This is a genomic window from Streptomyces griseosporeus, assembly GCF_014656055.1.
In the GTDB taxonomy this organism is placed as follows: domain Bacteria; phylum Actinomycetota; class Actinomycetes; order Streptomycetales; family Streptomycetaceae; genus Streptomyces; species Streptomyces griseosporeus.
On record NZ_BNBR01000001.1, the window covers coordinates 1,638,262 to 1,663,935 of the forward strand.

Here is a 25,674-nt window from a genome sequence, read left to right on the forward strand (position 1 = left end):
CGTTTTCCTGTGGAAACGCCAGACCCAGCAGGTCCGCGCCACGCGGGCCGCCCTCCGCAGGCCGGCGCCCCGTCCGCCCGGCCCACCGCCACAGGACCCACACCATCGATCGTAGATTTCGAGACAGAGAACGGCGGCGACGAGAATGCGGCTGCGCGCACTGCTGGACACCGACGCGCTGGGCCTCAGGCTGCTCGGCGGCGAGGACGAGCTGGACCGCACCGTCCGGGGCGTGATGACCACCGACCTGCGGGACCCCAGCCGCTACCTCTCGGGCGGTGAGCTGGTCCTCACCGGCCTGGCCTGGCGCCGGGACGCCGACGACTCGGAGCCGTTCGTCCGGATCCTGGTGCAGGCCGGGGTGGCCGCGCTGGCGGCCGGCGAGGCGGAGCTGGGCGATGTCCCCGACGACCTGGTGGTGGCCTGCGCCAGGCACCGGCTGCCGCTGTTCGCGGTGCACGAGTCGGTGGCCTTCGCGACCATCACCGAGCACGTCGTACGGCAGGTCAGCGGCGAGCGCGCCGGGGACCTCGCGGCGGTCGTGGACCGGCACCGGCGGATGATGACCTCCGGCCCGGCGGGCGGCGGCCCGGACGTGGTCCTGGACCTGCTCGGCTCCGACCTGGACCTGCGCGCCTGGGTGCTCTCCCCCACCGGGCGGCTCATCGCCGGCCCGAAGCCGGGGGGCCAGCAGCCGGCGGGCCCGGAACTGCCCGGCGAGGTGTGCGCCCAGCTCGCGGGCGAGCACCTGGCGGCCACCCGCACCGGGCGGCGCGGCCCGCACCGGGTGACGCTCGGTACGACGACGTACTCGCTGTTCCCGATCCGGACCAACGGGCGCTCCCCGCAGCCCTCCCGGGACGTGCGCGAGACGGTCCTGTCGGAGTGGCTGCTCGCGGTGGAGGCGGACGCCTCCGACTGGCCCGAGGAGCGGCTCGACCTGCTCCAGGGCGTCACCCAGCTGATCGCGGTCGAGCGGGACCGGCGCGACGCCGCCCGCACGGTGCGGCGGCGGCTCGCGCAGGAGGTGCTGGAGCTGGTCCAGACCGGCGCGGCCCCCGCCGAGATCGCGGCCCGGCTGCGGGTCGCCGCGCCCGTGCTGCTGCCCGGGCTCGGGGCCGCTCCGCACTGGCAGGTCGTCGTCGCCCGGGTGGAGTGGGACGGCGGGGAGATCGACGGCGGCCCGGTCGCCCAGTCGCTCCTGGAGGAGGTCCTCGTCGACCCGCTGTCGACCGGGCCCGAGCCGTCCGACCGGATCGCCGTCGCGCACACCGGCGACGAGGCGATCGCGCTGGTCCCGCTGCCCGCGGTGGGCGGCGAGGCCGACGGCTCCGAGACGGGCGTCCTCGCCGACCAGCTGCTGCGGTCCGTACGGGACCCGCTGACGGCGGGCCTCGACGGCGACGGGCGGCTCACCCTCGGCGTCAGCGCGGCCGTGCACTCGGCGGAGGGGCTGCGCGGCGCCCTGGAGGAGGCCCGGCACGCCCGCCGGGTCGCCGCCGCCCGGCCCGGCCGGGTCTGCGCCGCCGGGCACCAGGAGCTGGCCTCGCACGTGCTGCTGCTGCCGTTCGTCCCCGACGACGTGCGGCGCGCGTTCACGGCGCGGCTGCTGGACCCGCTGCGCGACTACGACCGTCGGCACCGGGCCGAGCTGATCCCGACGCTGGAGGCGTTCCTCGACTGCGACGGGTCCTGGACGCGCTGCGCGACCCGGCTCCACCTGCACGTCAACACGCTGCGCTACCGCGTCGGGCGGATCGAGCAGTTGACGAGCCGTGATCTGTCGCGGCTGGAGGACAAGCTGGATTTCTTCCTGGCGCTGCGGATGAGCTGAGGTCGCGGGGGGTCGGCCGGGGGTCGGGCGCCGGTCGGGCGCCGGCTGCGGGTGGCCGGGAGTCGGCTCCGTGTCCCACGACTTTGTGAAATCCTTCACCCACCCTCTTGGCCCCGTGCCGTGATTGGTGCTGGAATGCCGCCACCACTCAAAGCTCGATGGCGTGCTCGGGGAGGGCAACGTGGCGCATACCGCCATGTCTGATACGGGAACGACCGCCGGTGACGATCCGCTCCAGACCGCGGTATGGAGGCTGCGCTCACGCGCCTGCTGGACCGACGCGGCGGCCCTGCTGAGCCCGGTCACGCCGGGCGCGGCGCTCCAGCGGGCCGCGCTGCTGGTGGAGCGGTGCCTGTACACCGAGCAGGGCTGGGAGGACGCCGAGGACGCGCTGCGCACCGCGGAGGCGCTGGCGCTGGGCGACGAGGAGCGGGGGGCGGCCGCTTGTGAACGCGGGTACTTGGCCTACGCCGCCACGCTGCTCGGCGTGCGGGACCGGGCCGACGAGGCGCGGGCGGCGCTCGGGCGGGCCGCGGCGCTGATCCCTCCGGGGGGTGCGGGGAGGGCCCTGCTGGACTTCCGGCGCGGGTTGCTCGCGGAGAACCTAACGCGGTCCCCGCAGGCGGCGCGGGCCGCGTACCGGCGCGCGCACGCGGGGGCGATCGCGGGGTCGGACGCGCTGCTGCTGTCCTTCACATGGCGCCACCTGGCCGGACTGGCCCTCCGTGACGGGGAGTTGGCGGAGGCGCGGCAGGGCTTCGCCGAGTCGCTGCGGATCCGGGAGGAGCTGGGGTACCTGGTGGGCACGGCGCCGGCACTGGCGTCCCTGGCGGACACGGAGACGGAGCCGGAGGCGTCGCGGCTGCGGGAGGAGGCGCGGCGGTTGTTCCGGCTGCTGGGGGGCGTGCCGACATGGCTGGCCCGCCAGCTGACGCCTCCTGCTGCGGCGTAGCGCTGCGCGGCTTGGCGGGGGGGCTTGCTGTTTCGCGCCGACTGCGGGCCGGTGGGGGCTGGCCGCGCAGTTCCCCGCGCCCCTGAATGCCTGCGGCAGCCCGTGCGGGTGTGTGGGTGGTTGCGGTAGCGCCTCCCGCCGGTGGGTGGGTCGGGGCCGCGCCGGGGGGTGTCCGTCCTCGGTGCGCCGCTGCGTCGGTCAAATCCTTACCGCCACTTTCCGCCGCCCGCTGCGGGCGGACACCCCCCGACACGTCCCCTTCCCGCCGCGGGCGGCTCTTCCACTTAGCTGCGGGCAGTCGTGCCGCTGGGGCGATGGGGGTCCCCCCTGCTCGAGCGAAGCCGAGAGCTTGGGGGAGGGTGGGCGCAGCGGCACCCCGTCGCGCCGGGCTGCGCCACCCACACCCGGCCCGCACCAGCGCCGGGCGCCCGATCGGCCTGGCTGCGCGCCGACCGCCGGTCAGGTCGCTCCTGCGAAGTGTTCGCTTACCAGGGCGCGGACCACGTCCACGTTTCCCGCGATCAGGGCGTCCAGGAGGGCCGTGTGTTCCGCCGCGTCGGCTATCAGGTCCGCGCGGCCCCAGCGGCCCGCCGCGCCGATGAGGGGCCACTGGGCCCGGCGGTGCAGGTCGTCGGCGATGCGGACCAGCTGGGCGTTGCCCGCGAGGCCGAGCACCGCGCGGTGGAAGGCGCGGTCCGCCTCGGCGTACGTGGCCCGGCAGCCGGACGACGCCGCCCGCACCGTCGCCTCCGCGAGCGGCCGCAGCTCGGCCCACCGCTCCACCGGCACGGTCCGCGCCAGCCGCAGCATCACCGGCATCTCGATGAGCGACCGTACCTCCGCCAGCTCGGCCAGCTCCCGCGCGTCCCGCTCGACGACCCGGAAGCCCCGGTTGGGGACCACCTCGACGGCCCCCTCCAGGGCCAGCTGCTGCATGGCCTCCCGCACCGGCGTGGCCGACACCCCGAAGCGGTCGCCGAGCGCGGGCGCGGAGTACACCTCGCCCGGCTTCAGCTCCCCGGAGACCAGCGCGGTGCGCAGCGCGTCCAGGATCTGCCCCCGCACCGAGGCCCGCTGGATCAGCGGTCGGTCGGCGGGCTGCTCGCCGTGGGTGTGCTCGCCGCGCGCCGCCGCGTTCACGTCCGCGGCGCTCGGCTGGGCCGGCACCGACGCGGGACGGCCCCGCGTCGCGGGGATCCCGGGTCCGGCGGAGCCCTGCACGCCCTGCTTCACGGGTCCTCCTCCGGGCTTGTCGGTACTTGGGGTCATTACGGCCGGTTGTTACTCGGCCGTCAAGCACCATAGGCGCAGAACCGCCCAGTTCAAATCCGAGCCATGTTCGATAAGGTGAGGCTTGCCTTGCTTGGAGGGCGTCGAGTTTCCGTGATTGGTGGTTCCGTATGCCTGTCCCGTCGTCGGCCGTCGCGGACTCCTACGCCCGCCTGACCGAGGTCTTTCCGGGACTCATCGTCACCGAGCTGGGACCGGGCGAGCGCGCCCCGCAGGGCGGCGGCTGGGTCGCGGCCGCTGCGCTGGCCGGGGGCGGGGCCGAGCTGGACGCGTTCCTCGAATGGGACGACGCCCAGGTGCTGCGCGACTACGGGCAGCGGGCCCGCCCGGACGTCGTGGCGAGCTTCGGGCTGCACCGGTACGCCTGGCCGGCCTGCCTGCTGATCACCGTCCCCTGGTTCCTGCACCGCCGGGTGCCCCGCTATCCCGTGACGCACGTCTCGTACGACCGCACCGCCGGGCGCATGGCCGTGCGCCCCGCGTCCTTCGCCTGCCTGCCGGGCGACCCCGCCGCCGCGCTGCCCGGGGCGCGGGTGGTCGCGGACGAGGAGGCCCTGCGCGCGGAGGTGCGGGGCGCCGTCGCCGAGCACCTGGAGCCGCTGCTCGCCGCCTTCGGGCCCCGGATGCGGCGCCGCGGCCGCGCCCTGTGGGGCACGGCGACCGACGAGGTCGTCGAGGGGCTGTGGTACGTCGCCCATCTGCTCGGCGAGGAGGAGCGCGCCCGGCGCGAGCTGGAGCTGCTGCTGCCCGGCGCCACCCGGCCGTACGCCGGGTCGGCCGCCTTCCGCGAGCTGACCGGGCCGGACGGCGAGCGGCTGCCCACCCGGGACCGGGCCAGCTGCTGCATGTTCTACACCGTGCGGCCCGCGGACACCTGTGTCACCTGTCCGCGCACCTGCGACGCCGAGCGGGTCGCCAAGCTGGCCACCGCGGCCGTCAGTTGAGGATCCCTCAGGTAAGATCACCGCGAGCAGGACACCCGTTCGGTCACAGGTGTTTCACATCTTCCCCACGCGTCGCGGGAACTTTCCGTGGAACCACCCGTACGGGTAGTCTTATTCGAACTCAACTCCCGCCCCTCAAGCGGCAGTTCGAGCAGAACGCCGTCCTGGGCATCCCCTTGCACCTCCTTGGCGGCCTCTTGCCCCGAAACCCCCTGAGGGCCGGTGGGATTGGGCCACTATGGCGGGCGTTACGCCCTATCCCAATGCAAGGGACCCCAGATGAGACTGACCGACATATCGCTGAACTGGCTGCTTCCGGGCGCCGTACTGCTCCTGGGCATGCTGGCGGCGGTTGCGGTGCTCGCGCGCGGCAAGCGCTCCTCCGGGGAGCACGCGAAGACGGAAGACTCGTGGGAGCGCGCCGAGGAGCGCCGCAGGCGCAAGGAGGCCCTGTACGGCACGGCCTCCTACGTGCTGCTCTTCTGCTGTGCGGCGGTGGCCGCGGCACTGTCCTTCCACGGCCTGGTCGGCTTCGGCCGGCAGAACCTGAACCTCTCCGGCGGCTGGGAGTACCTGGTGCCGTTCGGCCTGGACGGGGCGGCGATGTTCTGCTCCGTGCTGGCCGTGCGCGAGGCCAGCCACGGTGACGCGGCCCTCGGTTCCCGGATACTGGTGTGGACGTTCGCGGGCGCCGCGGCCTGGTTCAACTGGGTGCACGCGCCGCGCGGCATGGGCCACGACGGTGCGCCGCAGTTCTTCTCCGGTATGTCCCTGTCGGCCGCCGTGCTGTTCGACCGGGCGCTGAAGCAGACCCGCCGCGCCGCGTTGCGCGAGCAGGGCCTGATCCCGCGGCCGCTGCCGCAGATCCGCATCGTGCGCTGGCTGCGGGCGCCGCGTGAGACGTACAAGGCGTGGTCGCTGATGCTCCTGGAGGGTGTGCGCAGCCTGGACGAGGCCGTGGACGAGGTCCGTGAGGACAAGCGGCAGAAGGAGGAGTCGCGCCGTCTGCGCCGGGAGAAGGAGCGGGTGGAGCGCGCCCAGCTGAAGGCGATCAGCCGCGGCCACCGCGGATTCGTGGGCCGGGGCACCGGCCGCGAGGTCGAGGTCGCCGTCGAGCGGGACGACGAGCGGGTCTCCGCGGAGCCCGCCATATCCGCGGAGCAGCTGCCCGTACGCTCGCGTCCCTCCCTCCAGCCCGTACGGAGCGGATCTGACCCGATCACCGTCGACCTGACGGCCGAGGACGACACCCAGGCCCTGCCGCGCCTCGACTCGCTGGAGCGCAAGCTGAAGGACCTGGAGCAGCAGTTCGGCTAGGAGGCCGGTGGCTGTCCGCCGACGGATTCACGGGAAGGGGCGCGACCCGCTTGGGGGTCGCGCCCCTTCCCGTTGCCACAAGGGCCGTCTGCCGGGCCGGTCAGGCGGCCTCGGCGTCCAGTTCGAACCACACCACCTTGCCCGCGCTGTGCGTCTTGACGCCCCAGGCGTCCGCGAGGGCCTGCACCAGCACCAGGCCCCGGCCGTGCGTACCGTCGTCGGCGTGCGGTACGCAGGGCCTCGGGCGGCGGGCCAGACCGTCCCGGACCTCCACGCGCAGGGCGTGCGTCCCGACGGTGGCCGTCAGGACCGCGTCATGGTCGGTGTGCACCAGCGCGTTGGTGACCAGCTCGCTGGTGAGCAGTTCCGCTATCTCCGAGCGTCCCGGCCTCCCCCAGTGCCGCAGCAGCTCCCGTACCGCCCGGCGTGCCTCCGGCACGGCCTTCAGGTCGGCGCGCCCGAGTCTGCGTTCCAGCCGGGGCGCGCCCGGTCCGTCCGCGGCCGAGCCGGTCTCCTCGGCCGCCATGTCCGTTGTCGTCGTCTGAGCCGAGGTGGCCCCGATGGTCATCGGTCCGCTCCCTCGTGCTTGCCTCTTCATGACCCCCGCCCGCGTGCCGATGTCGGTTTCCCTCCTGCTCGAACACGTTCACGGGAATGCTTGCCCGGCGGTTCGGACGGCAGTCATGTCACGTCGCCGACGCCCGGGTGTTCGGCCATGGCCGGGGCGCCCCGCACATGCTCCGGGAAGGTGTCCGGCGGGTTCCCGGCGGGATTTCGGAGCGTTGCCGTGCGCCGGTGTGCGCGGGCGGCGCCGGGGCGGACGGTCGTACCGGGCCGGGTGAGCCGTACGACCGGCGCGACGTTCCCGGAACGCCACCGTCACCCCGGCCGCTGCACCCGTCGCACGCATCCCCGGTCCTCTCCGCCTCGCGGCCTGCAATTGCACGCCGTGCGGCCACTGGCCCCGCCCCCGTCCGCAGGCCCGCGTCACCGCGGTCGCCGGGCGCGCGATCCGGGCCCGGGCCGGGCCGCGCCGGCCCCCCGGTGCACTCACGGTGACGCGCCGGGCGCGGCGCGCTGCCACGCCGTCCGTCCGCCCGGTGAAGTTGGCCGGAAACCGACCCTCCGGCACGTCAGGGACGGGGCACGTTGCGCAGGTTGGAGCGGGCCATCTGGAGCATGCGGCCGACGCCGCCGTCCAGCACGATCTTCGAGGCGGACAGGGCGAAGCCGGTCACCATGTCGGCGCTGATCTTCGGCGGGATGGAGAGGGCGTTGGGGTCGGTGACCACGTCGACGAGGGCCGGACCCTTGTGCTTGAACGCGTCCTTCAGCGCGCCCGCGAGCTGCTTGGGCTTCTCCACCCGCACCCCGTAGGCGCCGCAGGCGCGGGCGACGGCGGCGAAGTCGGGGTTCTTGTTGGTGGTGCCGTGCGAGGGCAGGCCCGCGACCAGCATCTCCAGCTCGACCATCGACAGCGCCGAGTTGTTGAAGAGGACGACCTTCACCGGCAGGTCGTACTGGACGAGGGTGAGGAAGTCGCCCATCAGCATGGCGAAGCCGCCGTCGCCCGACATCGACACCACCTGGCGGCCGCGGTCGGTGAACTGGGCGCCGATCGCCATCGGCAGGGCGTTCGCCATCGAGCCGTGCGAGAAGGAACCGATCACGCGGCGGCGGCCGTTGGGCGTGATGTACCGGGCCGCCCACACGTTGCACATGCCGGTGTCGACGGTGAACACCGCGTCGTCGTCGGCGAGTTCGTCGAGCACGGCGGCCACGTACTCGGGGTGGACGGGGATGTGCTTGTCCACCTTGCGGGTGTACGCCTTGACCACGCCCTCCAGCGCGTCGGCGTGCTTCTTCAGCATCTTGTCGAGGAAGCGCCGGTTCTCCTTCGGCTTCACCCGCGGGGTCAGACAGCGCAGCGTCTCGCGCACGTCGCCCCACACCGCGAGGTCCAGCTTGGAGCGGCGGCCGAGGTGTTCGGGCCGGACGTCGACCTGGGCGATCTTCACGTCGTCCGGGAGGAAGGCGTTGTACGGGAAGTCCGTGCCGAGCAGGATCAGCAGGTCGCACTCGTGGGTGGCCTCGTAGGCGGCGCCGTAGCCGAGCAGGCCGCTCATCCCGACGTCGAAGGGATTGTCGTACTGGATGTGCTCCTTGCCGCGCAGCGCGTGCCCCACCGGCGACTTGATCTTCTCGGCGAACTCCATGACCTCCGCGTGCGCGCCCGCGCAGCCGCTGCCGCAGAACAGGGTGACCCGCTGGGCCCCGTCGATCAGCTCCACCAACCGGTCGATCTCCGCGTCGCCGGGCCGCACGGTGGGCCGGCTGGTGACGAGGGCGCTCTCGGCGGCCTTCTCGGGCGCGGGCTGGTCGGCCAGGTCGCCGGGCAGGGCGACGACGCTGACGCCGGAGCGGCCGACCGCGTGCTGGATGGCGGTGTGCAGCAGCCGCGGCATCTGCTTCGGGCTGGAGATCAGCTCGCAGTAGTGGCTGCACTCGCGGAACAGCTGGTCGGGGTGGGTCTCCTGGAAGTAGCCGAGGCCGATCTCGCCGGACGGGATGTGCGAGGCGAGGGCGAGGACCGGGGCCATCGAGCGGTGGGCGTCGTACAGGCCGTTGATCAGGTGCAGGTTGCCGGGCCCGCAGGAGCCGGCGCACGCGGCGAGCCGCCCGGTGATCTGCGCCTCCGCCCCGGCGGCGAACGCGGCGGTCTCCTCGTGGCGTACGTGGATCCAGTCGATGGCGGCGTTGCGGCGCACGGCGTCGACGACCGGGTTGAGGCTGTCGCCGACGACGCCGTACAGACGGCGGACGCCGGCGCGGACGAGGATGTCGACGAACTGCTCGGCGATGTTCTGCTTGGCCATGCCCAGGCATCCCTTCCTCGGTCCCGGCCCGGGCGGGGAGCCCGGGGGCGGTCGCGTACGGCGCGTCGGGATCCATCAACCCACAGGCGGCGCGGTCACGCCTCCCACACCGCGGCGGCCGTACGGTCGTCGGCGTACCCCTTCACCCGGACCTGGGTGTCCGCGAGGAACGCGGCGAGGCCGGGCGGGGCGGGCTCGGACCACCGGCCGGTCAGATGGCGGCACAGCTCCGGTTCTCCCCGCAGCGGCTCGGCCAGGCCCTCGGTGCACATCAGCAGCACATCACCCGGACGGGCGACCGAGGCGCGGAACCGGAACGGCTCGCGCGGCGGCTGCGGGGCCGGCTCGTACGGGCTCGGGGGCGTGGGGATGCCGAGGTCCATGGTGAGGCGGTCGCCCTCGGGTGTCTCGGCGGGCGGCGAGCCGAAGCCGACGACGGGTTCCCCGGCGACCTCGCCGACCGGCGGTTCGATGTCCCGCCAGGCGCCGTCCCGCAGCCGGAACAGACCGCCGGCGCCCACGCCGAAGAAGACCCGGACCCGGCACGCGGGGTCGGCGGGCAGCAGCAGGCAGCGCAGGGTGGCGGAGTACTCCTCCGGCTTCAGGCCCTGTTCGGCGGCGCCGGCCCGCAGCCGGCCGAGGCTGCGGTCGGTCAGCCGGTGCAGCCCCGACTTCAGGTCGCCGCGCCGGGCGGCCCGGATGTCCTCCACGAGCCGGGCGTGGCTGCGGCCGACGGCCCGCCCGATCCACCGGCAGGCCTCCGCGGCCGCGCGGTGCGCGCCGGGTGTGGCCCGCGCGCCGGTCGCCATCGCGACCAGCACCAGCGCCTGCTCCCCCGCCCCGAACCGGGCGGTGAGCAGCGCGTCCCGGCGTGGTTCGCCCCGGTAGCGCGCGGAGTCCCCGCGCACGGACGCGGCCCGCAGGGTGCACACCCCGTAGCGGGCCCCGTCCAGCACGGTGTCCGCCACCAGGTCCCCCAGGTCGTCGGGGTCGGCGGCGGGCAGCGCGGTGGGCTCGGCGTCGTAGGTGGGCGGCCGCGTCCCGACGAAACGGAGGGGGGCGGGGGGCTGCGCGGGGAGGTCCACGCGGGTGGGGGTGCGGGGTGCCGAGGGCTCCCCGGTGCTGTCGAGTGCGGGCGGGGCGTCCGGCAGCGGGGGTGCGGGGACCGCGGACGGCGACGGTGGCGCGGGCGGGGCGTCCGGCGGCAGCGGTGGGGACGGGGGCGCGGGCGGAGGGGCGCCGAGGCCGGGGGCGGCGCCCTCCGTGCTGGCGGTCGGCCGGCTCTGCGCACCGGAGTCCGGGCCGGGCGCGGTCCCGGCGGGTTCGGGCGGGGCCGTACGGCCCTCGGGCCCGCGCTGCGTGAACCCCGGCGGCATCGGGCCGGGCGGGAAGCTCGCCGGCTCCGGCGGGGCGGCCGGCGGCGGCTCCCAGGGCGCCCGCGGCCGGACGGTCCCGGCGGCGCCGGACGCCGTGGCGCCCTCGGGCCCCGGCGCCGGCCCCGTCCGCTGGGGAGGGAGTGCCTCCGGGGCGGCGGGGGCGCCCAGCGTGCCGGTCGCGGAGACGAAACGGTCGTCCAGCGAGTCCGGTGCGGCCGTCGGGCCGGTGTCCCCGGTGGCGTCGTCGTACAGCTGCGCCCACCAGTCGTCCTCGGGCCCGGCGGGCCTTCCCCCCTGCTGGCTCATGCCCCTCATTGTCCACCGCACGGGCCGGATGAGAACGGGGCATCGGGAAAATGGGGCACCACGGGCCGCACCGGACGGCGTGTCGGACGGCGTGTCGGGCGAACCGTCAAACAACCGTACGAAGTGTGGAGTTGAGGGTCGCCGGACGGCTCCACCCCCCACGGGAGAACCGCCCGGCGACAGCTGGTGACCCGGCCCCGGATCCCCTTCGCGCACACACGCGTCGCGGGCCCGGGTCACGTCCTGGGTACGGCCGGTCCGCCCGCACGCCTGAGGAACCGCGGGAAGGACACCCGTCGCGGTGATCATGCGGGACCGCCGTGGCCCCCACCTTGGCAGAGCGGCCAGGGGTACGGCGATGATGTCCGGCGGCGGGTTTACGCCGTGGCCGTTTCCCGCCACCTCGGGCACCCGCCCCACCGGCCCGCCGTCACCAGGGAGGACGAAGCAGGAATGCTGGCAGCGATAGACCTGGACGAGACGCACGAGTCGGCGTACCGCGCCCTGGTGGCGCTCGGCGCCGCCGACGTGCCGGACCTCGCGCGCCGGCTGTCGCGGGGCGAGCGGGACACCGAGCGTGCGCTGCGGTGGCTGGAGCGGCAGGGGCTGGCCGCCCGGTCCTCGGCGCGGCCGGGCCGCTGGGTCGCCGCCCCGCCCGCCGTGGCGCTCGGCGCGCTCCTCACCCAGCAGCGGCACGAGCTGGAGCAGGCGGAGCTGGCGGCGGCCCTGCTGGCGGAGGAGTACCGGGCGGCGTCCGCCGAACCGGCCGTGCACGACCTGGTCGAGGTGGTGACCGGCGCCGCCGCGGTCGCGCAGCGCTTCCTCCAGCTCCAGCTCGGGGCGGGCGAGGAGGTGTGCGCGCTGGTCACCGGCAACCCGGTGGTGGTCTCCGGCACGGAGAACGAGGCGGAGGAGCGCGCCGCCGCCCGGGGCGTGCGCTACCGGGTGGTGGTGGAACGCCCGGTGCTGGACCTGCCGCACGGCATGACCGAGCTGACGGCCGCGCTGTCCCGGGACGAGGAGGTGCGGGTCGTGGAGTCGGTGCCGACGAAGCTGGTCGTGGCCGACCGTTCGCTCGCCCTGGTGCCGCTCACCTCGCGCAGCGCGGAGCCGGCCGCGCTGGTGGTGCACGCGAGCGGGCTGCTGGAGCTGCTGCAGGGGCTGTTCGAGTCGGTCTGGCGGGACGCGCTGCCGCTGCGGCTCGGCCCGGACGGTGTCACCGAGCAGGGCCCGGACGGTCCCGACGGCACCGATCTGGAGATCCTCTCGCTGCTGCTGGCCGGGCTGACCGACGCGAGCGTCGCCAAACAGCTCGACCTGGGGCTGCGGACCGTACAGCGGCGGGTGAAGCGGCTGATGGAGCTGACCGGGGTGACGACCCGGCTGCAACTGGGCTGGCACGCCCATGAGCGCGGATGGGTGGCGCGCGGGCGGTGAGCGGTGCCGGGGCGGTCCGCCCCCGCCTGCGCGGCGGGGCTGCCTCCGGCACCCTGGGCAGATGGGAGTGTGGGAACTCCTGCTGGTCGGGGTGGTGCTGCTGCTCGGCCTGTGCGGAGTGCTGGTGCCCGGCGTGCCCGGATCGTGGCTGGTGTGGGCCGCGGTCATGTGGTGGGCGCTGCAGGACCCGCGGCCGCTCGCCTGGGGCGTGCTGGTCGGCGCCACCATGGTGCTGCTGCTGTCGCAGGTGGTCCGCTGGGCCCTGCCGCCGCGCCGGCTGCGGACCGGCGGAGCCACCCCGCGCATGGGCGTGTACGCGGGGCTCGGCGCGCTGGCCGGCTTCGTCCTGCTCCCCGTGGTCGGCGCGATCCCCGGCTTCGTCGGCGGCATCTACCTCTCCGAGCGGCTGCGCCTGGGCCGGCACGGCGAGGCGCGGGCGGCGGTGCGGACGGCGATGCGCTCGGGCGGCTGGAGCGTCCTCGCGGAACTGTTCGCCTGCCTGCTGATCGCGGGGGCGTGGCTGGGTGTGGTGCTCGGGGGCTGACCGTGCCGCCGGCCGGGGTCCGCGGGGACCGGAAGCCGTAGGTCGCAGGTCCCGGTCGGGCTCCGCCGAGGATCCGATGTGCGGGACGGCGGCGCGTGCTTGGCTGCCGTACATGACGACGACGCACTCCGGCGAGGCGACGACCGGGCGGTTCAGCGAGGCCGAGCGGGCCTACCTGCGGACACAGCGGCTCGGCCGCATGGCCACCGTCGACCCGCGGGGACAGCCGCAGGCCAACCCGGTCGGGTTCTTCCTCCAGGACGACGGGACGATCCTGATCGGCGGGTACGCCCTCGGCACCACCAAGAAGTGGCGGAACCTGCGGAAGAACCCGAAGATCGCCCTCGTCGTCGACGACGTCGTGAGCGTACGGCCGTGGCGGGTGCGCGGGGTCGACATCCGCGGCGAGGCCGAACTGCTCGTCGGCCCGCACGACCTGGGCCCCCACTTCAGCGAGGAGCTGATCCGCATCCACCCGCGGCGCGTGCACAGCTGGGGGCTGGAGGACGGTGACGCCTAGAACGTGTCACCACGCCTCGGGGAGCGAACCTTCCAGGGCGAGCAGCCGTTGCTTGCGCTCCAGGCCGCCCGCGTAGCCGGTGAGCGAGCCGTTCGCGCCGATCACCCGGTGGCAGGGGCGCAGCACGAGCAGCGGGTTGGCGCCGATCGCGCCGCCGACCGCCCGGACGGCGGCGCGGGGCGCGCCGATGCGCGCGGCGATCTCGCCGTACGTCGTGGTGGCCCCGTAGGGGACGGCGTCCAGGGCGTCCCACACCCGCTGCCGGAAGGCGGTGCCGTGCGGGCGCAGCCGGAGCCGGAACTCCTTCAGGTCGCCCGCGAAGTACGCGGCGAGCTGCTCCTCGGCCTCCCGGAAGGGGGCCGGGTCGCGCACCCAGCCGTCCTCGACGCTGCGGCCGCCCTTCTGTCCGGGCACGGACAGCGAGGTCAGCGCCCCGTCGTCGGCGGCGGTGAGCAGGAGGGTGCCGAGCGGGCTCGGCGTCTCGGTGTAGCGGATCGGGCCGGTCATGTCAGCTCCCACTCCCCTGCGACGAGCAGGTGGTGTACGGCGTAGGTGCGCCAGGGGCGCCAGGTGTCGGGTACGTCGGCGCCGGGCGGCGCGACGTCGGGGTCGCCGAGGGCGCGGGCACGGACGGCGGCGGCGGTCGCCGCGTCGACACCGTCCACGGCGAGCAGGGCCTGCTGGGCGTCGTCGCGGTCGGCGCCCGCGTCCAGGCGTACGGCGCCGTCGGCGAGGGCGGCGGCGAGCGCGCCGACGGGCCCGCCGGGCTCGGCCTCGGCGAGCACGCCCGGTTCGGGGAACAGGTGGGTGAGGGTGCCGCAGGGCGCGTCGAGGGCCTTGCCGTAGCGCTGGACGAGCCGCTGCGCCTCGGCGGTGCCGACGAGGGCGCGGACGGCGAACTCCTCGGGGTCGGCGGCGCCCGGCACGCGCAGCCCGGGCCGGGCGGCGACCAGCGGGGCGAGCCGCGGGTCGGCCCCGAGGCGCTCGTCGACGGCGTACGGGTCGGCGTCGAGGTCGAACAGGCGGCGCAGCCGCTGAACGGCGGTGGTCAAGTCGCGCGGGTCGGTGAGGTGCAGCCGCGTATGCAGCCAGCCGCCCGGGTGGGCACCGCCGCCGGGCCGGGCCGCGCCCGGCCGCTCGTCGACGGCGACGATGCCGGTGCCGTACGGCAGCCGCAGGGTGCGGCGGAAGACGCGCCGGCCGGGAGGGCCGGTGACCTCCTCCACGCCGGGCACGGCCTCGCTCGCGAGCCGGTCGAAGACGGGACCGGCCTGGTACGGCCCCCGGTGGGCGAGCCGCAGCGGGATGCCGGCGCCGGGGGTGCCGGAGCGGCTGCCCCGGGGGGCGGCGTCCCGCAGCGCGGTCGGGGTCGCGGCGTACACGGCCCGTACGGTGTCGTTGAACTGGCGGACGCTGGCGAACCCGGACGCGAACGCGATCTCGGTGACCGGCAGGTCGGTGGTCTGGAGCAGCACGCGCGCGGTGTGCGCGCGCTGGGCGCGGGCCAGGGCGACCGGGCCGGCGCCCAGCTCGGCGGTGAGCTGCCGCTGCACCTGCCGGGCGCTGTAGCCGAGCCGGGCGGCCAGGCCGGCGACGCCTTCCCGGTCGACGACTCCGTCGCCGATCAGCCGCATCGCCCGCCCGACGACATCGGCGCGGGCGTTCCACTCGGCCGACCCCGGCACGGCGTCCGGCCGGCACCGGCGGCAGGCGCGGAACCCGCTGCCCTGCGCGGCGGCGGCCGTCGCGAAGAACCGCACGTTGCGGCGCTTCGGTGTGACGGCCGGGCAGCTGGGCCGGCAGTAGATGCCGGTCGTCTCGACACCGAAGAAGAACACCCCGTCGAACCGGCCGTCCCGGCTGCGCACGGCCTCGTACCTGGTCTCTTCGTCCATCACGGGATCCAGTGTGCGCTGCCGGGACGGGTGCCGCTGGCGGGAATCGGACATGGCGCTGAGGTGCGTCTCCCACCGCGGGGAGGGTGGGAGACGCCGGTCGCTCAGCTCACCGCAGGCGTCCCCGCTTCGCCTCCATCGCCGCGCGCCCGATCGCCCCCTTCCGCTTCCAGTCCCGTCGCAGCTCCGCGCGGACCCGTGCGTCGGTCTTGGCGACGATCCGCTGGTTCTCGCGCTTGAGCTTGCGGTAGCTCTCCAGGCGCCGGGCCGGCAGCTCACCGGCGTCGATGGCGGCCAGCACCGCGCAGCCCGGCTCGCTCTCGTGGGCGCAGTCGTGGAAGCGGCAGTCCTCGGCCAGTTCCTCGATCTCGGCGAAGACCTGCCCGACGCCGGTCTCGGCGTCCCACAGTCCGACGCCGCGCAGCCCGGGAGTGTCGATGAGGACGCCCCCGCCGGGCATGACGAGGAGGTTCCGGGTGGTCGTCGTGTGCCGGCCCTTGCCGTCGACGTCCCGGGTGGCCTGCACGTCCATCACGTCCTCGCCGAGGAGCGCGTTGGCGAGGGTGGACTTGCCCGCGCCGGACTGCCCGAGCAGCACGGACGTACCGCCGGAGACGACCGCGGCGAGCACGTCCAGCCCTTCGCGCAGCTCGGCGCTGACGGGGATCACGGGCACGCCGGGCGCGGTGGTCTCCACGTCCTGGGCGAGGTACGACAGGGTCACCGCGTCGGGCACGAGGTCGGCCTTGGTGAGCACCACGACCGGCTGCGCCCCGGACTCCCAGGCCAGGGCCAGGAACCGCTCGATGCGGCCGAGGTCGAGTTCGACGCCGAGGGAGACGGCGATGATCGCGTGGTCCACGTTGGCGGCGAGGATCTGCCCCTCGGACCGCTTGGAGGAGGTGGAGCGCACGAACGCGGTACGGCGCGGCAGATAGGCCCGTACGTAGCGCGGGTTGCCGCCGGGTTCGACGGCGACCCAGTCGCCGGTGCACACGACCCGCATCGGGTCGTGCGGGGTGACGAACGCGGTGTCGGCCCGCAGGACGCCGCCGTCGGTGGCGACGTCGCACTGGCCGCGGTCGACCCGCAGCACGCGCCCGGGCAGCAGTCCTTCGGCGGCGTACGGGGCGAACGCGTCGGCCCAGTCCTCGTCCCAGCCGTAGGGCAGGAGGGAGGACGGGGTGGACGGCGAAGAAGAGGTGGAAGTCAAGGGTGACCCTTCACAGGGTGGCCCCGGCGGCGCCCGTGGGCGCGGGATGGGTGTGAGGTCAGCCGGTGGCCACGGAGGTGGACGGAATGGATTCCTGGATGCGGGCAACGCCCGTCACAGGGACAGCCATCGGTCGACACCTCCTCACACTCGTCACGTCGGCACGCGGCGGCCGACTGCCGTCGCGCGGAACGTCCCTCACCCTAGCGAGGCGCCCTGGGTCCGGGTCAACCGGTTTTACAGGGGTGTCCGTTGAGGGTGAAGCCGTAGGGGGCCGTGTTGCGCTCGGACCAGGTGGCGAGGAAGCCGAAGGAGACGGTGCCGCCGGCGGGGACGGAGCGGTCGTAGTCGGCGGCGTCGGCGGTGACGTGCGGGCCGTTCTGGGTGGCCTGGGCGTTCCACATCTGGGTGATGCGCTGGCCGTCCCGGAAGGACCAGTCGACGTGCCAGTCGGTGAGGGCGTCGGCCGTGCTGACGGTGACGGCGGCCTGGAAGCCGTCGGGCCACTGGTTGAGGAGGCGGTAGCCGACCGTGCAGGCGGCCGCCGCGGAGGCCGCCTCGCCGGTGGTGGAGGCGGTGCCCTGGGGTTCGGGGTCCGGGTTCTGGGCGCGCGAGGGCGCTGTGGTCCTGGCCGCGGGCGCGCTGGTGGCCGTGACCGTGGGGTGCTTCGGGGTGGCGGAGTGGGTGAGCGCGGGCCGGGTGGGCGGCGCGTCGGGGAGGGCGCCGGTGGCCTGGCGGCGGTCGGGGTCGTCGGTGCGGGCGCCGGCGGCGTCCCCGTCGGAGCCGAGCGGCATCAGGGTGACGGCGAGGGCGAGCAGCGAGACGAGTCCGGCCGCGGCGAGGAGGCCGCCGCGCGTCCTGCGGGTCCGGTCGGGTTCGCCGGGCTGCTCGGCCGCCGGTGTCCGGGCGCCCGCGCGGACCTCGGCGGCCCTGCGGCGCCGCTCCAGGTAGGCGAGGCCGCCCCAGCCGAGGACGCCGCCGGCCAGGGCCGCGGGAAGGGTGCCGCCGTGCAGGCGCAGGCAGGAGACGGCCTCGGCGCAGTCGGGGCAGGTGGCGAGGTGCCGGGAGAGGTCCTCGGGGGTGTCGGTGCCGGGCCGGCGGGTGACGGCGTCGAGCAGGTGGGCGTAGCTGCGGCATTCGGTGTCGAGCGGGGCGTCGAGGTGGGCGCGCCGGCAGCGGTCCCGGAACAGGACGCGGACCTGGTCGAGTTCCTCGGCCGCGGCGGCCGGGTCGAGGCCGAGCCGGCGGGCGACGGCGCGCAGCGGCAGCGCCTCCACTTCGGCGAGCCACAGCAGTTCGGCGTCGGGTTCCTGGAGGTCGCGCAGGCCGCGCAGGGCGAGGGGGCGGCGGCCGGTGTGGCGGGCGGCCTGCGGGGAGTTGAGCCACAGCCGCAGGTCCGGGTCGAGGTGGTGGCCGCGTCCGGTGGCCTCCCAGTCGGCGGCGGTGGCGCGGACCGCGGTGAGCAGCAGCGGGATGCGCGGCAGCCGGGCGGGGCGGCGTCCGGGGCCGCGCCGGGTGACGGCCTCGGCGTCGCGGACCTCGCGCAGGCCGCGGGCGAACGCCTCGCGGGCGAGCGTCGGGGCGGCGCTGGTTCCGGCCGTGCACAGGTCGGCGTAGGAGAGGACGGCGTCCCAGCACTCGGTGAACTGCGCGGCCTCGGTGGCGTCCTGGGGGGTCGGCAGGTCGGGCATGCGTCTCCTGCATCCACACGGGCGAGGTCAACTCATCTACCTGGCAGTGGAGTTGAGGGGAAGCCTCGCGGGGTGACGGCCGAGCCTTTCACGTTTCCCGCACAACTGACAAGCGCGCTGTTCAGATGTGGGGGGCCCGCTGCCGTGCCGCCCCCAGGGGTACGGCGGCGGGCCCCCGTCCGTTCACGGGGTGGTGGCGGCGGGTTCCTGGGCCGGGAGGCTGTCCATGAAGGAGCTGACGGAGAACACGGCGCGGCCGGGTCCGGGCGGGCCGTACCCGGGGGGCGAGGAGAGGCCGAAGTCCTCCATGGTCTGCCGGTAGGCCTGGAGCAGCCGGATGTGGTACTCCAGCGGCGCGCCCTGCGGGTTGGCCTTGCCGAGCGGGGTCGTCGGCTCGGGGCACCAGGTGGTGAAGCGGGGCGTGATGCCGTGGGACATGAAGAAGCGCAGGCCCTCGGTGGTGGAGGCGATGGCCTCGTCGACGGTCTTGAAGCCGAAGGGCTCGGCCATCTCGACGCCCGCGACGAAGTTGGGGATGACGTTGCGCGCGCCGAAGACGTCGGCCGAGTCCAGGATGCGCTTGTGCCACTCGTCGCGGCCGACGTACCGCTCCTTGCCCGGGCAGTACATCTTGAACAGGTACTCGTCCCACACCTCGTAGTTGGGGTGGTAGATCTGCACGCCGTAGTCCTTGAACCGCTGCACGTCCGCCTTGGGCAGTGCCTGGGCGACGACCTTGCCGATCCAGCGGCCGGGGAAGCGCTCCTCGATGGCCTTGGCGTAGTGGCCGTAGAAGTCGGCCTCGTCACGGCCGGAGACGGTCTTGGTGATGGCGCCGCCGGTGAGCGTGTAGGCGGTGGACGCCTTCTGGGTGTCGTACCGGTCGATGATCTCCAGGGCCTCCAGGACCTCCTCGACGTCCTTCACACCGGTGTAGGGGCGTCCGGCGGCCTTGTGCTGGCGCCAGTTGTGGTTGATGTCGCAGTACTGGCACTCCTCCTTGGCGCCGAAGTACTGGCAGACCCGGAAGACGGTGAGGTAGATCAGATAGCCCCACTGGATGGTGGGGGCGACCTCCATGACGGACTTCCCGTTGGACAGCTTGTGCCGGTAGTACTCCGGCATCGGCGGCACGCCCACGTCGGCGATGCGCCTGCCGTCCAGGTAGAGCCCGAGCATGCCCTCCTCGTCCGCGGCGACGCGGTAGGGGGAGGCCGGGTTGACGCGGACGGACACCACGGTCCGGCGCAGGTCGTACGGCCCGCCGGTGAGGATGATCTCCTCCGGCGGGCGGCGCAGCGCGGCCTCGCCCAGCTCGGGCAGGGTCCCGTGGTCGAAGGAGAAGATGAAGTACGACTTCGGCTTCACCTCGCCGCTCTCGTTGTCACTCAGGGCCGACGGGTCGAAGGCGACCCCGCCGCGCAGCAGGTCCTCCTTGAAGACGGCCTCCCGCGGCACATGCGGAAAGCGCTCCATCAGATCCTCGACCAGCGCGGTACGGCTGCCCATCCGTCTCTCCTCCCGGCTCAGGCGTACGACTCCTCACGGTATGCCCTGCCTCCCGCGTCACCCCTGCCGGGTCCCCCCGCGCCGCGCGAGGTGCGCCGGGACGGGGGTGTCCGGGGGCAGCGCGGGGTCGGTCACCGGGGCACCCCAGACCGAGGTCAGCGGCAGGACGCCCGCCCACAGGCCGAGGGCGGCGTCGGGTCCGTCGCCGTCGTCCGGCGCGCCCGTGCGGATCTTGACGGAGGCGTGTTCGAGGGAGACGGCGAGGAGGGTGGTGGCGGCCAGCTCCTTGCGGTTCGGGCGGCGCGCGTAGGCCCACTGGCCGGGTGCGGCGTGCTCGGTGAGCCGGCGCAGGCCCTCCAGCTTCTCCTCGGGGTCGGTCACCGGGCGGGCGTCGCCGTGGACGACGGCGCTGCGGTAGTTGACGCCGTGCTCGAAGACGGACCGGGCGAGGACGAGCCCGTCGACGTGGGTGACGGTCACGCAGACGGGTGCGCCGCCGGCGAGGCTGCGGCTGGCGACGGAGCCGTGGACGTACAGCCACCGCTCGTCGCGTCCGTACACGGTCGGCACGACCAGCGGCCGCCCGTCCACCACGACCCCCAGATGGCAGACGAACCCGGCGTCGAGGATCGCCTCCAGGTCGGCGCGGCGCAGGCTGCCCTGCTCGCGCAGACGGCGGTGCCGGGTCAGCTCGGTGAGGGGGAGGTCGGCGGGCAGCGGGGAGGCATCCATAGGCAGGGAAGCTACCGATTTCGCGCAACGGAAGCCAGATACCGGCGATAACAATCGCTGGAACGGCGTGATACGACGAAATCCGCAGTGATCTCGGGCGACCGAGGATGCGCGGGATATGTTAACGCGGAAAACTAATTCGACCCTGCACCCTGGGAGGGCGTCCGCATGACCGTGACCAACTGGGCGGGCAACATCACCTACTCCGCCGCGGAGCCGTACCGACCCAGCTCCCTTGAGGAGCTGCGGGCGCTGGTCGCCGGCGCGGCCGCGGTACGGGTGCTGGGCAGCGGGCACTCCTTCAACGAGATCGCCGAGCCGGGCGCCGGGGGCGTCCTGCTGTCGCTCGACGCAATGCCCGCCGGGACGGACGTCGACACGGCGGCGCGCACCGTGCGGGTGGGCGGCGGCGTGCGGTACGCCGAGCTGGCCCGCCGGGTGCACGCGCACGGGCTCGCGCTGCCCAACATGGCCTCCCTGCCGCACATCTCGGTGGCGGGCTCGGTGGCGACGGGCACGCACGGCTCGGGCGTCGGCAACGGACCGCTCGGCGACGCCGTACGCGAGGTGGAGCTGGTCACCGCGGACGGCTCGACGGTCGTCATCGGCCGCGACGACGCCCGGTTCGGCGGCGCGGTCACCTCCCTCGGCGCCCTCGGCGTCGTCACGGCGCTCACCCTGGACCTGGAGCCCGCCTACGAGGTGGAGCAGCACCTCTTCACCGAACTCCCGGCGGAAGGCTGGGACTTCGAGACGGTGGCGGCAGCGGCGTACAGCGTGAGCCTGTTCACCGACTGGCGCGACCCCGGCTTCCGGCAGGTGTGGCTCAAGCGGCGCACCGACCAGCCTCTCACCGCGTTCCCCTGGGCGGTGCCGGCGAAGGTGGCGCTGCACCCGGTGCCGGGCATGCCGGCCGGGAACTGCACCGAGCAGTTCGGGGTGCCGGGCCCCTGGCACGAACGGCTGCCGCACTTCCGGGCGGAGTTCACGCCCAGCAGCGGTGCCGAGCTGCAGAGCGAGTACCTGCTGCCGCGGCGGCACGCGGAGCGGGCGCTGCGCGCCCTGCACGAGGTGCGCGGGGCCGTGGCGCCGGTGCTGCAGACGTGCGAGGTGCGAACCGTCGCCGGCGACCGGCAGTGGCTCAGCCCGTCCTACGGCCGGGACACCGTGGCCGTGCACTTCACCTGGATCGAGGACACCGCGACCGTGCTGCCGGCGGTGCGGCGGGTGGAGGAGGCGCTGGAGCCCTTCGAGCCGCGGCCGCACTGGGGGAAGGTGTTCACCACCCCCGCGGAGGCGCTGCGCGAGCGCTATCCCCGGCTCGGTGACTTCCGGCGGCTGGTGGCGGAGCTGGACCCGGCGGGGAAGTTCACCAACGCGTTCGTGCGGAGGGTGCTCGGCGGGGGCCGCGCCTGAGCGGCGGAGGCCCGCGGCCGGGACGGCCCTCCGACCCGGCCGGGACTTTTTTCAGCCCCTTTCCTAACCCCTTGTCGAACCCGAGCCGTACACCCTAGCCTGAGCGCCGTGAAACGCACATCCCGCGACATCCGCACCGCGAACCGCTACGAGGTGCTGCGTCAGATCATCGCCTCCTCCCCCACCTCCCGGCAGGAGCTGGCGGCCGCCACCGGTCTCTCGCTGGCCACCGTGGCCACCCTCGTCGGGGAGCTGCTGGACCTCGGCATGATCACGGAGGTCGGGTTCGAGGACTCGGCCGGCGGCCGCCCGCGCGGGCTCGTCGCCGTCAACAGCTCCGGCGGCGCGCTGATCGGCGTGGACATCGCGGAGACGTACGTCCGTGTCGAGCTGTTCGACCTGGCGCTGACCGTGCTGGCCCGCGCCGACGAGGACGTCCGTCCCGGCGAGAGCCGCCCCGAGCAGGTGGTCGCCCATGTCGCCGCCGCCGTCGGCTCGGTGGTCGCGCAGGCCGGGGTGGAGGCGGCGCGGGTGCTGGGCGTCGGGGTGAGCGTGCCGGGGCAGGTGGACCGCGACGGCGGCATCGCCGAGTACGCGCCCAACTGGGACTGGCACGACGTGCCGTTGCTCGACCTGCTCGCCGAGCACATCGCCTACCCGCTCTACCTGGACAACCCGCTGCGTGCCTGCGCGGTCGCCGAGCTGTGGTTCGGGGCCGCGCGCGGGCACGGGGACGCGGTGGTGGTGAACCTCGGCACCGGGGTCGGTGCCGGGCTGGTGCTCGGCGGCGGGGTGCACCGGGGCGTGAGCAACAGCGCGGGCGAGTGGGGGCACACCACGCTCGTGCTCGACGGCCGGCTGTGCCACTGCGGCAACCACGGCTGCGTGGAGACGTACGTGGGCGCCCCCGGCATCATGCTCAACCTGCGCGAGCTGAGCCCGCGGAGCCCGCTGCTGCACCCGGAGGACCAGACCGCGACCGTCCGGGCGCTGGCCGACGGGGTCGCGGCGGGCGACCCGGTGGCGCTGAAGGTGGTCCGCGACACCGCCCGCTACCTCGGTGCGGGCATCGCCGACCTGGTCAACCTGCTCAACCCGGAAGTCGTCGTCCTCAGCAGCTGGGTCGCCTCCCTGCTCGGCGAGCCGCTGCTCGACGAGGTGCGCGCGTCCGTCGCCCGGCACGCGCTGCGCCGGCCGCTGGCCGCCACCGAGATCGTCCTGTCCCCCGTCCCCACCGACCCGGTGTGCCTCGGCGCCGCGACGTTCGCGCTGGAGGGCGCGCTCCAGTCGGTGGGCCAGCGGGCGGCGGGCAAGCGCGCCCCCGCGGCGAAGGGCCGTACCGCGCCGCCTTCCTGACGGTCCGCCCCCGCGCCCGAAGGCCGCCGGCCACCCCTGACCGGCGGCCCGCACCCGCGTGCCGACTCGACCGTCCGTCCGTGCTGTTCGTCATCCCGAACCCGGCACAACGTTTCGCACCGACTTCGTCCAACCCCTTGCCGAAGCCTTAGCCGAAGGTTAACGTCCCGCACCGCACCGCTCGCCTCTCACGACAAGGACGTCACCATGCCGGCACCGAACAGCAGCACCTGGAACCGCCGTTCGCTCCTCCGCGCCGCCCTCGGTGTGACCGCCGGCGGCGCGCTCGCCGCCTGCGGCAGCAACAACGGCCGGGCGGGCGGCGGTTCCGGCAAGGGACTGGTCCAGTACTTCCACGCGTACGGCGAGCCCGGCACCGAGCAGGCGATCCGGCGGTACGCCAAGGCCTACCAGGGCGCGAACGTGACCACGCAGTGGATCACCGGCGCCGACTTCGAGAGCAAGCTGTTCGCGACCCTGCTCACCGACAACGCGCCGGACCTGTTCGAGTTCCACCCGCAGATCCAGCTGGTCAAGAGCGGGCAGGTGGCCGATCTGACGGACATCGTCGCGCCGGTGAAGGACGACTTCAACGCGGCCGACATCGCCTCGCACACGGTCGACGGGAAGATATACGGCGTCCGGATGCTCGACGACCCGCAGTTCTTCTTCTACCGCAAGTCGATGCTGGAGAAGGCCGGCGTCGGCGTGCCGCAGACCCTCGACGAGCTGATCGAGGCCGCCGCCAAGCTCACCACCGGCAAGGTCAAGGGCCTGTTCCTCGGCAACGACCTGCACGCCGTCATCAACCCGCTGATCTGGTCGGCCGGCGCCGACACCCTCGACGACAACAACCGGATCGCCTACCACACCGACGGCGTGGTCGAAGGCCTGAAGAAGATGCGCACGCTGTTCACCAGCGGCTCCCTGCTGCTGGGCGCCCCGGCCGACTACTGGGACCCCTCCGCGATCAGCCAGGGGCTGACCGCCATCCAGTTCTGCGGCATGTGGGCGATGCCGCAGCTGCAGCAGGCGCTCGGCGACGACCTCGGCGTCTTCCCCTTCCCTAAGGTCACCGACGCGGGCAAGCCGTCGGTGTACAACGGCGGCTGGTCGATGTTCGTCAACGCCAAGGGGAAGAACGTCGACGCGGCCAAGGAGTACGTCAAGTGGCTGTGGATCGACCAGAAGCGGTACCAGGAGGACTGGGCGCTCTCCTACGGCTTCCACATCCCGCCGCGCACCTCGATCGCCGCCTCCGCCGGGAAGCTGAAGAGCGGGCTCGCGGCCGAGGGGGTGAAGCTGTTCAACGACTTCGGCCACTTCGACCGGATCGGCTGGACCCAGGCCATGATCAAGGCGACGGAGGACGTCTTCGCCGACTGCGTGCGCAAGGGCGGCGACCCGGAGGCCGCGCTCGACCGCTGCGACAAGGCCGTGAACACCGAGCTGAAGAAGCTCTTCGGATAGGCCGCCGGACGGACAGCGCCATGTCGACCACCACCACGAAGGACGTCGCCCGCCCCGCCGGACCGGGGGCGTCCCCGGTGCGGCCCCGGCGGGGACCGCGCGCGCTGCTGGGCAGCCGTACCTTCAACTTCTGGCTCTTCACCGGCCCGTTCCTGATCGGGCTGCTGGTCTTCGTCTACATCCCGATCGGCTGGAGCGTCTGGCTCAGCTTCTTCGAGGCCCGGTTCACCGTCACCCCGGAGAAGTTCACCGGCTTCGACAACTACCGGCAGATCCTGCGGAACGGGAACTTCACCGGCGCGCTGGTCACCTTCACCGTGTTCGCCGCGTTCATCGTGCCCACCACCTGGGCGGTCTCGCTGGGCCTCGCGCTGCTGGTGAACCGGCTGCGGTTCCTGCGGGCGTTCTTCCGGTCGGTGTTCTTCCTGCCGACGGCGTGCAGTTATGTCGCCGCCTCGCTGATCTGGAAGATGTCCCTGTTCAACGGTGTCCGCTTCGGTCTGGCCAACACCGTGCTCGGCTGGTTCGGGGTGGAGAACATCGCCTGGCTCGCCGACCCGGACCCGCCCTGGTACTGGCTGGTCATCGTCACGGCCCGGCTGTGGCTGCAGTCCGGCTTCTACATGATCCTGTTCCTGGCCGCGCTGCAGAACATCCCGCAGGAGCTGTACGAGGCCGCCGCGATCGACGGCGCGAAGCGCGGCTGGCAGACCTTCCGGTACATCACGCTGCCGCAGCTGCGGGCCACGTCCACCGCGGTGATCCTGCTGCTGCTGGTCGCCGCCTACCAGGCCTTCGACGAGTTCTTCAACCTGCTGTCCCGCACCACCTGGGGCCGCCCGCCCCTCGTCGAGCTGTACTACACCGCCCTCGGACAGAACCAGGACTACGGCGCGGGCAGCGCCGGCGCGGTGCTGCTGACCCTGCTGATCTGCGTGGTCACGCTGTTCCAGGGGAAGATCCTGGGCTTCGGCCGGGGGGAGGAGTCGAAGTGAG

The 25,674-nt window shown here is 74.1% G+C and carries 21 protein-coding genes; 11 read left to right on the forward strand and 10 right to left on the reverse strand.

What is annotated here, in order from left to right:
- Positions 1–145: 145 nt before the first annotated feature.
- Positions 146–1,834 (forward strand): PucR family transcriptional regulator, encoded by a 1,689-nt coding sequence (locus tag IE308_RS07205; RefSeq protein ID WP_110632342.1) that lies wholly within the window; start codon positions 146–148, stop codon positions 1,832–1,834.
- Between the two features lie 181 nt (positions 1,835–2,015).
- On the forward strand, positions 2,016–2,786 hold the full coding sequence (locus IE308_RS07210; RefSeq protein ID WP_190217046.1) for a hypothetical protein: 771 nt from the start codon (positions 2,016–2,018) through the stop codon (positions 2,784–2,786).
- A 459-nt stretch (positions 2,787–3,245) separates the two neighbouring features.
- Here IE308_RS07210 and IE308_RS07215 read toward each other — a convergent pair whose 3' ends face one another.
- A complete protein-coding gene (locus IE308_RS07215) occupies positions 3,246–4,019 on the reverse strand; it encodes a GntR family transcriptional regulator (protein ID WP_229908725.1) in 774 nt (257 codons plus the stop codon).
- Positions 4,020–4,186: 167 nt separating this feature from the next.
- Between IE308_RS07215 and IE308_RS07220 the strand changes: the two genes are divergently transcribed.
- Positions 4,187–5,020, forward strand: coding sequence for a (2Fe-2S)-binding protein (locus IE308_RS07220; protein ID WP_190217048.1), 834 nt, complete (start codon positions 4,187–4,189; stop codon positions 5,018–5,020).
- Positions 5,021–5,299: 279 nt separating this feature from the next.
- A complete protein-coding gene (locus IE308_RS07225; RefSeq protein ID WP_110632330.1) occupies positions 5,300–6,337 on the forward strand; it encodes a DUF2637 domain-containing protein in 1,038 nt (345 codons plus the stop codon).
- 100 nt (positions 6,338–6,437) lie between these two features.
- On the opposite strand, the gene IE308_RS07230 is transcribed toward IE308_RS07225, so the two are convergent.
- From IE308_RS07230 to IE308_RS07240, 3 genes are all read right to left on the reverse strand, one after another.
- Positions 6,438–6,863: an ATP-binding protein gene (locus tag IE308_RS07230; RefSeq protein WP_229908773.1), complete on the reverse strand. Its 426-nt coding sequence runs from the start codon at positions 6,861–6,863 to the stop codon at positions 6,438–6,440.
- A gap of 607 nt (positions 6,864–7,470) precedes the next feature.
- Complete coding sequence (locus IE308_RS07235) at positions 7,471–9,213, reverse strand: pyruvate dehydrogenase (RefSeq protein WP_190217050.1); 1,743 nt, start codon at positions 9,211–9,213, stop codon at positions 7,471–7,473.
- Positions 9,214–9,308: 95 nt separating this feature from the next.
- A complete protein-coding gene (locus tag IE308_RS07240) occupies positions 9,309–10,895 on the reverse strand; it encodes a protein phosphatase 2C domain-containing protein (RefSeq protein WP_190217051.1) in 1,587 nt (528 codons plus the stop codon).
- Between the two features lie 453 nt (positions 10,896–11,348).
- Between IE308_RS07240 and IE308_RS07245 the strand changes: the two genes are divergently transcribed.
- The 3 genes from IE308_RS07245 (at position 11,349) to IE308_RS07255 (ending at position 13,396) form a co-directional block, all read left to right on the forward strand.
- The gene (locus IE308_RS07245; RefSeq protein ID WP_190217052.1) at positions 11,349–12,332 is read left to right on the forward strand and encodes a TrmB family transcriptional regulator; all 984 of its coding nucleotides are present in this window, start codon (positions 11,349–11,351) and stop codon (positions 12,330–12,332) included.
- Positions 12,333–12,393: 61 nt separating this feature from the next.
- On the forward strand, positions 12,394–12,876 hold the full coding sequence (locus tag IE308_RS07250) for a DUF456 domain-containing protein (RefSeq protein ID WP_190217053.1): 483 nt from the start codon (positions 12,394–12,396) through the stop codon (positions 12,874–12,876).
- Positions 12,877–12,988: 112 nt separating this feature from the next.
- The gene (locus IE308_RS07255) at positions 12,989–13,396 is read left to right on the forward strand and encodes a PPOX class F420-dependent oxidoreductase (protein WP_110632313.1); all 408 of its coding nucleotides are present in this window, start codon (positions 12,989–12,991) and stop codon (positions 13,394–13,396) included.
- Between the two features lie 6 nt (positions 13,397–13,402).
- Here the strand turns inward: IE308_RS07255 and IE308_RS07260 are convergent, their stop codons facing one another.
- The 6 genes from IE308_RS07260 to IE308_RS07285 form a co-directional block, all read right to left on the reverse strand.
- The gene (locus IE308_RS07260) at positions 13,403–13,903 is read right to left on the reverse strand and encodes a methylated-DNA--[protein]-cysteine S-methyltransferase (RefSeq protein WP_110632310.1); all 501 of its coding nucleotides are present in this window, start codon (positions 13,901–13,903) and stop codon (positions 13,403–13,405) included.
- Positions 13,900–15,291 (reverse strand): DNA-3-methyladenine glycosylase 2 family protein, encoded by a 1,392-nt coding sequence (locus IE308_RS07265; protein ID WP_190217405.1) that lies wholly within the window; start codon positions 15,289–15,291, stop codon positions 13,900–13,902. Before IE308_RS07265 ends, IE308_RS07260 begins: the two co-directional genes overlap by 4 nt.
- Before the next feature lie 109 nt (positions 15,292–15,400).
- Positions 15,401–16,504, reverse strand: coding sequence for a ribosome small subunit-dependent GTPase A (rsgA, locus tag IE308_RS07270; RefSeq protein ID WP_190217054.1), 1,104 nt, complete (start codon positions 16,502–16,504; stop codon positions 15,401–15,403).
- A gap of 227 nt (positions 16,505–16,731) precedes the next feature.
- Positions 16,732–18,195, reverse strand: a complete 1,464-nt coding sequence (locus IE308_RS07275; protein WP_190217055.1) for a cellulose-binding domain-containing protein — start codon at positions 18,193–18,195, stop codon at positions 16,732–16,734.
- Between the two features lie 183 nt (positions 18,196–18,378).
- Positions 18,379–19,704 carry a radical SAM protein gene (locus IE308_RS07280; RefSeq protein ID WP_110632298.1) on the reverse strand — a complete coding sequence of 442 codons (1,326 nt, stop codon included), beginning with the start codon at positions 19,702–19,704 and terminating at the stop codon, positions 18,379–18,381.
- Between the two features lie 57 nt (positions 19,705–19,761).
- Entirely contained in the window at positions 19,762–20,436 is a 675-nt protein-coding gene (locus IE308_RS07285) for a pyridoxamine 5'-phosphate oxidase family protein (protein WP_190217056.1), read from the reverse strand.
- 168 nt (positions 20,437–20,604) lie between these two features.
- Here IE308_RS07285 and IE308_RS07290 point away from each other — a divergent pair, with 168 nt between their 5' ends.
- From IE308_RS07290 to IE308_RS07305, 4 genes are all read left to right on the forward strand, one after another.
- The gene (locus IE308_RS07290) at positions 20,605–21,852 is read left to right on the forward strand and encodes an FAD-binding protein (protein WP_190217057.1); all 1,248 of its coding nucleotides are present in this window, start codon (positions 20,605–20,607) and stop codon (positions 21,850–21,852) included.
- A gap of 108 nt (positions 21,853–21,960) precedes the next feature.
- The gene (locus tag IE308_RS07295; RefSeq protein WP_190217058.1) at positions 21,961–23,208 is read left to right on the forward strand and encodes an ROK family transcriptional regulator; all 1,248 of its coding nucleotides are present in this window, start codon (positions 21,961–21,963) and stop codon (positions 23,206–23,208) included.
- Between the two features lie 207 nt (positions 23,209–23,415).
- Positions 23,416–24,678, forward strand: a complete 1,263-nt coding sequence (locus IE308_RS07300) for an ABC transporter substrate-binding protein (protein ID WP_110632286.1) — start codon at positions 23,416–23,418, stop codon at positions 24,676–24,678.
- 20 nt (positions 24,679–24,698) lie between these two features.
- A complete protein-coding gene (locus tag IE308_RS07305) occupies positions 24,699–25,673 on the forward strand; it encodes a carbohydrate ABC transporter permease (RefSeq protein WP_190217059.1) in 975 nt (324 codons plus the stop codon).
- Position 25,674 lies beyond the last annotated feature (1 nt).

What these genes read in the sequence shown, in the direction of transcription:
- IE308_RS07205 (WP_110632342.1), top strand. Translation starts at nt 146, where the DNA reads ATGCGGCTGCGCGCACTGCTGGACACCGACGCGCTGGGCCTCAGGCTG.
- IE308_RS07220 (WP_190217048.1), top strand. Translation starts at nt 4,187, where the DNA reads ATGCCTGTCCCGTCGTCGGCCGTCGCGGACTCCTACGCCCGCCTGACC.
- IE308_RS07225 (WP_110632330.1), top strand. Translation starts at nt 5,300, where the DNA reads ATGAGACTGACCGACATATCGCTGAACTGGCTGCTTCCGGGCGCCGTA.
- IE308_RS07230 (WP_229908773.1), bottom strand. Translation starts at nt 6,863, where the DNA reads ATGGCGGCCGAGGAGACCGGCTCGGCCGCGGACGGACCGGGCGCGCCC.
- IE308_RS07235 (WP_190217050.1), bottom strand. Translation starts at nt 9,213, where the DNA reads ATGGCCAAGCAGAACATCGCCGAGCAGTTCGTCGACATCCTCGTCCGC.
- IE308_RS07240 (WP_190217051.1), bottom strand. Translation starts at nt 10,895, where the DNA reads ATGAGCCAGCAGGGGGGAAGGCCCGCCGGGCCCGAGGACGACTGGTGG.
- IE308_RS07245 (WP_190217052.1), top strand. Translation starts at nt 11,349, where the DNA reads ATGCTGGCAGCGATAGACCTGGACGAGACGCACGAGTCGGCGTACCGC.
- IE308_RS07250 (WP_190217053.1), top strand. Translation starts at nt 12,394, where the DNA reads ATGGGAGTGTGGGAACTCCTGCTGGTCGGGGTGGTGCTGCTGCTCGGC.
- IE308_RS07255 (WP_110632313.1), top strand. Translation starts at nt 12,989, where the DNA reads ATGACGACGACGCACTCCGGCGAGGCGACGACCGGGCGGTTCAGCGAG.
- IE308_RS07260 (WP_110632310.1), bottom strand. Translation starts at nt 13,903, where the DNA reads ATGACCGGCCCGATCCGCTACACCGAGACGCCGAGCCCGCTCGGCACC.
- IE308_RS07265 (WP_190217405.1), bottom strand. Translation starts at nt 15,291, where the DNA reads ATGGACGAAGAGACCAGGTACGAGGCCGTGCGCAGCCGGGACGGCCGG.
- IE308_RS07275 (WP_190217055.1), bottom strand. Translation starts at nt 18,195, where the DNA reads ATGCCCGACCTGCCGACCCCCCAGGACGCCACCGAGGCCGCGCAGTTC.
- IE308_RS07280 (WP_110632298.1), bottom strand. Translation starts at nt 19,704, where the DNA reads ATGGGCAGCCGTACCGCGCTGGTCGAGGATCTGATGGAGCGCTTTCCG.
- IE308_RS07285 (WP_190217056.1), bottom strand. Translation starts at nt 20,436, where the DNA reads ATGGATGCCTCCCCGCTGCCCGCCGACCTCCCCCTCACCGAGCTGACC.
- IE308_RS07290 (WP_190217057.1), top strand. Translation starts at nt 20,605, where the DNA reads ATGACCGTGACCAACTGGGCGGGCAACATCACCTACTCCGCCGCGGAG.
- IE308_RS07300 (WP_110632286.1), top strand. Translation starts at nt 23,416, where the DNA reads ATGCCGGCACCGAACAGCAGCACCTGGAACCGCCGTTCGCTCCTCCGC.
- IE308_RS07305 (WP_190217059.1), top strand. Translation starts at nt 24,699, where the DNA reads ATGTCGACCACCACCACGAAGGACGTCGCCCGCCCCGCCGGACCGGGG.